This window comes from Novosphingobium sp. Chol11, assembly GCF_945870625.1.
Lineage (GTDB): Bacteria > Pseudomonadota > Alphaproteobacteria > Sphingomonadales > Sphingomonadaceae > Novosphingobium.
The window spans coordinates 1-5479 of record NZ_CAMBTS010000148.1; the positions used below are offsets into that span (position 1 = coordinate 1).

Genomic DNA, 5479 nt, shown 5'->3' on the forward strand with positions numbered 1-5479 from the left:
GCGCTTGATAACGGCGATCTGCGCGCCGATGTGCTTGAGGCGTTCGTCGATACTGCTGCCGATGCGCTGCGCTTTCTGGAGGGGAACTCGCGCGTCAGCTTCATGCCGCTGGGCGGCTATCCCGACTATTATGGCGATCGGCCCGGCGCGTTGCACGAAGGCGGGCGGGCGCTCGATAGCGGCCTGTTCTCTTATGACGCGCTGGGCGAATGGAAAGACCGCGTGGCGACCGGCACGGTCTATCCGCTGATGCTCAGCGAGACCCCGCTCGGCGGCGGCAGCGGTGTCGTCGCGCCGGAGGTGATCGCCGAGCGCGTGGCCAAGGATGCGCGCGGATTTGGTCAGGCGCTGGTCGGCGGTATGCTAGAGGCTTGTCTCGCCGCAGGGGTGGATTTCCGGCTGGAACACCGCCTGGCGCGGCTGTGTGAAGAGGGCGGGGCGGTTACCGGGCTGATCGCGACCACCGCGGCGGGCGACGTGGAGATCGGCGCCCGGCGCGCGGTGATCGTGGCAACCGGCGGGTTTGAATGGAATGCCGATCTGGCGCAGACCTTTTTGCGCGGCCCGATTGCCTTTCCGGCCTCGCCGCCCAGCAACATGGGCAGCGGGCTCACCGCGCTGATGCGCGCGGGTGCGGCGCTGGGCAACATGACCAGCGCCTGGTGGTGCCCCACCATCGCCACCGGCGAGACCTGGCCCGATGGCAATCCCCGCGCACAACCGGTGCTGATCGAGCGGACCTTGCCCGGCAGCCTGATCGTCAACCGCGCGGGGAGGCGGTTTTGCAACGAGGCGGTCAATTATTCGGCCATCGCGGGCGCGTTTCATACGTTCGATCCTGGCAGCTACGGCTATCCCAATCTGCCCGCGTGGCTGATCTTCGATCATGCCTACAAGCTGCGTTGGCCAGTGGCAGGCACGATGCCGGGGCCGCAAGTGCCCGGCTGGATGGAGACCGGGGCTACGCTGGCGGAGCTTGCGGCAAAGCTGGGCCTGCCCAAAGACGCGCTGGAATCGACTGTCGCCCGCTTCAATGCCGATGCCGAACGGGGCGTGGACAGCGAATTCGGGCGGGGCGAGGCGGACTATGACCGATTTTATGGCGACCGCAGCCAGCCCGGCGCGCACGCCACTTTGGGGCCGCTCACGCAAGCGCCCTTTTATGCCGCGCCGCTTCACCTCGGCGTGTTGGGCACCAATGGCGGGGCAAAGACTGACGCATGCGCTCGTGTGCTGGGCCATGATGGCCAACCCATTGCCGGGCTCTATGCGGCGGGCAACGTGATCGCCTGCCCCACCGGCGGTGTCTATGCGGGGGCCGGCGGCACGCTCGGCCCTGCGCTCACCTTCGGCTATATCGCCGGGCGGCAAGCCGCGCGCGCCAATGCGTTAACGCCCGCCTGACACGTAGAGACACTGCCCTGAAATCCAGCTTGAGGCGGGCGAGGCGAGGAACAGCACAGCGGCGGCGATATCGTCGGTGCGGCCATAGCGCTTCAAGGGAATGCCCATGAGTTCGAGCACGGCGGCGCGCTGTTCGTCGTTTTCGATCTTGAGGCATTCCTCGAAATTTTGCGTGAGCACTGGCCCCGGCGCAACCGCGTTGACGCGGATCTTGGGAGCCAGTTCGCCCGCGAGCGAGGCAGTCAGGCTGTTCACTGCCGCCTTGGCCGCGCCATAGGGCGCGTTTTTGACCTGCGGGCCCATGGCGGCGCGCGACGAGATGTTGACAATGGCCCCGCCATCATCGCGCATGTGGTTAGCCGCGACCACCGCGCCCATCCACACGGCCTTGAGATTGAGGTCCATCATCGCATCCCAGCTGGCCTCGCTGGTTTTGACCAGATAGCGCGGCGTCGCATCCGGGATGCCGCCAGCATTGTTCACCCATATGGTGATGCTGCCAAAATGGGCGGCGGCTTTCTGGCCCAGATTTTCTAGGCTCGCCTTATCGGTCGCGTCGGTAACAACCGCGAGCGCTTTGCCGCCCATGCCGGCAATCGCGGCGACCACTTCGTCAAGATCGCTTTGCGTGCGCGAGGCGACGACCACCGCAGCTCCGGCTTGGGCCAGTCCGATGGCAATGCCGCGCCCGATGCCTTTGCCGCCGCCAGTAACGACTGCCACTTCGCCATCGAGCCGGAATGCGTCGAGAATGTTCATGAATGCTCCGTGCGTTAGGTGAGTGAAGCTCTTTTGGTCAGCGAGGCTTGGGCGCGCCAGAAATGGAACGCTGCCCAAAAGTAAAACAGTCCAAGAATGCCGAGCGCGCGTTGCAATCCGGCGCCCTCGTCGGCCTTGATCCCGCCGGAAAAGGCATCGGACAAAGTGCCCACGAAAACCGGGCCAAGGCCAAGGCCGATCAGCCCTGAGGGCAACACGAACAAAGCGACCGCCAGCGCCCGATTGGTATCGCTCGCCAGCTTCTGGATCACTGCATAGGTCGGGCCGAAATAGGCGGTGGCGGCAAAAGTGGGGATGGCCAGCAGCAGGAAGGTGAGGTTGGCACTGGGCGCATAGACCGCAGCGATCATGCCAGGGCCGGCGAGCAGCATCGTCAGCACCACGCTATGCAGCGCTAAGCCCGGGCGCAGCCGGTTGAGCCAATCCCCGACGCGCCCACCTAGAATGGCCCCGACAAAGCCGGTCAGGCCCACCATCACGCCCAGCTTAAGCCCCAGCTCGCCGTAGCTTATGCCGTGGACGCGCACGACCAGCCCGGCGGTAAACGCCGCCAGCCCATAGGAAATGAACGAGATGAGCGTGGTTGCTGCCATGAGGTGCCAATAGGCCGGGATCTTCACAAGCTCGCCCACCGCCGCGCGAAACGTTGGGGCTCCGGGCGTGCGCACGAAGATGGCGGAAATCGGCGGTGATCCGCGTGGTTCGGGGACAGTGAACCACAGCAGAAGCGCAACCACCAGTCCGGGCAAGCCGGCCAGCAGGAAGGCGGTTCGCCAGTCGAAATACTGCACCATAAAGCCGCCGCCGGTATAGGCGAGGAACGAGCCAACCGGGATTGCCGCGCCCAATATGCCCAGCGCGCTCGCCCGCCGCTCGGGCGGAAACAGCGCCGCGATCAGGGAATGCGAACCCGGGCCAGAGCCGGCCTCGCCGATGCCGACCCCGATCCGCGCAAGGAACAAGTGGGCAAAACTGCCCGCCTGTCCGCACATCACCGTGGCAATCGACCATGCCGCCACGGCGATGGCAATCAACCGGCTGCGGTTCCAGCGGTCGGCCACCGTCGCCAGCGGGATGCTGATGGCGGTATAGACCAGCGCAAAGGAAAGGCCGGTCATCAGCCCGATCTGCTGGTCGGTCAGCTTCATCTCGCGCTTGATGGGCTCAGCCAGCAGGGCAATGATCTGCCGGTCGAGAAAATTGAGCATCATGACCGCAAACAGCACCGCCAGAACGTAGTTCGCGCGGGCGGGTGAGATCGTTTGAGAGATAGTGCCGGAGGCCGCGCCGGCCTCGGCGGGTTGGGTAGTCACAAATCAGAAGGTTGCATGACCTACCGGGCTGCAACACTCCTGATTTCAATAGGCGCGCTATTGCGTGTCGAGCTGCTTGCCGCCCTCGGGGAATACGACCCAATGCTGCGCAGTGCTGGTCCAGAAATGCACCGTCGGTTTCAAATCTTCAGCCTGGTCGAGCGATCCCGCCTTGATGAAGATCATGCCTTGAGCTTGTGCTTCAGGGGTTTCGGTGATGACCGGCGAGCCACAGCTTCCGCAAAATTTGCGATAAACGGTGTTTCCGCTCTTTGCGATGTCGTTGTACGTTGTCAGCTCGCCGGTGACGCGAAGCCCGCTCTGTGGCAGGACGGCCAGAATTGAAAGCGCCGATCCGGCCTGCTTCTGGCAATTCTTGCAGCTGCATGTCGCTACCATCATGGGCGGCCAATCCGCTTCATAGCGCACAGCCCCGCAGAGGCACCCACCTTGTCGTATCTCGGTCATTTCAGGTCTCCTTCAGCCGTTTTGCGTATAGTGCCGATTACCGGCGCTGCTGCCCCCTACCACTTTGGATGGGTGTTGATCGCGGCGACGCGTGGCAGTCTCAATTAAGGTATAATCTAGGTGAGTAAACCAATGACAATCGATACAAAGCGGACATTTTGCAGGCTGTGCCACGCCAGCTGCGCGATGCTGGTTGATATCGAAAACGATCAGGTGACGGCGGTGCGCGGCGATAGCGAGGATACGCTGTTCCACGGCTACACGTGCGTCAAAGGGCGCCAGATGCCCGATATGCACAATCTGCCTGAGCGTCTGCTGAAGCCGCTGATCCGGCGCGAGGGCAAATTCGTCGAAATCTCGACCGCCGACGCGCTGGCCGAAGCAGGCGCGCGGATGAAGGCGATCGTCGAGGAATTCGGTCCCCACTCCATCGCGCTCTATTGCGGCACCAACGCATTTCAAAACAGCGCTGTACTCGGCACGGCCTTTGCCTTTGCCGAGGCCATCGGTTCGCGCAATTACTATACCAGCGTGACAGTCGATCAGCCGGCGAAAGTGTTCACCACCGCGCGCTATGGCACATGGATGGGCGGGCCCAACAATTTCGAAGATTCCGATGTGGTGATGTTCGTCGGCAACAATCCGCTGGTCTCGCACTATTCGCCCAGCGGCGGCCTGCCGCCGTTCTCGCCCTCGCGGCGGCTGCGCGATGCCAAGGCGCGGGGTATGAAGATCATCGTCGCCGATCCGCGCGAGAGCGATATCGGCGCATTGGCCGATGTCTTCCTGCCAGTGAAGCCCGGCGAGGACCCGGCGCTGTTGGCTGGCATGCTCCATGTGATCCTGTCCGAAGGGCTCTATGATCGCAATTTCGTCACCGCACATGTCGATGGCGTGGCCGAACTGGAAGAGGCGGTGAGGCACTTCCCCCCTGCGGTTGCCGCGGCGCGCGCCGGGGTCGATGCAGATGCCCTGATCAAGACCGCGCGGCTTTTTGCCAGCGCGCAGAAGGGCAGGGTGGTCACTGGCACTGGCCCTGAAATGGCGGGCAACGGCACGCTCACCGAGTATCTTGTGGTTGCGCTGAACACCTTGTGCGCGCGGTTCAACCAGGAGGGCGATAAGGTCGCCAATCCCTCGCTGTTCCAGCCCCACGCCGCCGGCCCCAAAAAGGCGCAAGTGGCCCCGATCGTGCCGATGTTCGGCGAAGGCTTTGCCCAGTCGCGCATTCGCGGCATCGGCAAATTGGGCCGTGAGATGCCATGCAACGTTCTTGCCGATGAAATCCTCACCCCGGGCGAGGGCCAGATCAAAGTACTGATCTCGATCGGCGGCAATCCCGAAATCGCCTTTCCCAACCAGCAGAAGGTGCGCCGCGCGCTCGATGCGGTGGACCTGTTCATCCAGATCGATCCGTGGATGTCGGCCAGCGCGAAGCGTGCCGATCTGATCCTCGCGCCGAGCATGTGCCTTGAGCGCGAGGACATCAACAACGTCTCGGAGAACTTCTGCGA

At 63.6% G+C, this 5479-nt stretch carries 5 protein-coding genes; 2 read left to right on the forward strand and 3 right to left on the reverse strand.

Annotation, left to right across the window (positions count from 1 at the left end):
* A partial coding sequence (locus Q0O40_RS15170) for an FAD-binding protein (protein WP_295531755.1) occupies positions 1-1404 on the forward strand: 1404 nt, incomplete at its 5' end.
* Here the strand turns inward: Q0O40_RS15170 and Q0O40_RS15175 are convergent.
* Genes Q0O40_RS15175 through Q0O40_RS15185 form a run of 3 tightly spaced genes read right to left on the reverse strand, consistent with a single transcriptional unit; the run spans position 1390 to position 3926 of the window.
* Positions 1390-2163, reverse strand: a complete 774-nt coding sequence (locus Q0O40_RS15175; protein ID WP_295531758.1) for an SDR family NAD(P)-dependent oxidoreductase — start codon at positions 2161-2163, stop codon at positions 1390-1392. The genes Q0O40_RS15170 and Q0O40_RS15175 overlap by 15 nt on opposite strands.
* A gap of 14 nt (positions 2164-2177) precedes the next feature.
* Positions 2178-3497, reverse strand: coding sequence for an MFS transporter (locus tag Q0O40_RS15180; RefSeq protein ID WP_295531761.1), 1320 nt, complete (start codon positions 3495-3497; stop codon positions 2178-2180).
* 57 nt (positions 3498-3554) lie between these two features.
* Complete coding sequence (locus Q0O40_RS15185; protein ID WP_295531764.1) at positions 3555-3926, reverse strand: GFA family protein; 372 nt, start codon at positions 3924-3926, stop codon at positions 3555-3557.
* Between the two features lie 171 nt (positions 3927-4097).
* Between Q0O40_RS15185 and Q0O40_RS15190 the strand changes: the two genes are divergently transcribed.
* Positions 4098-5479: molybdopterin-dependent oxidoreductase (locus tag Q0O40_RS15190; RefSeq protein WP_295531767.1), on the forward strand; the 1382-nt coding region annotated here is incomplete at its 3' end.

Coding starts and splice junctions, on each gene's coding strand:
- Q0O40_RS15175 (WP_295531758.1), bottom strand. CDS start 2,163: ATGAACATTCTCGACGCATTCCGGCTCGATGGCGAAGTGGCAGTCGTT.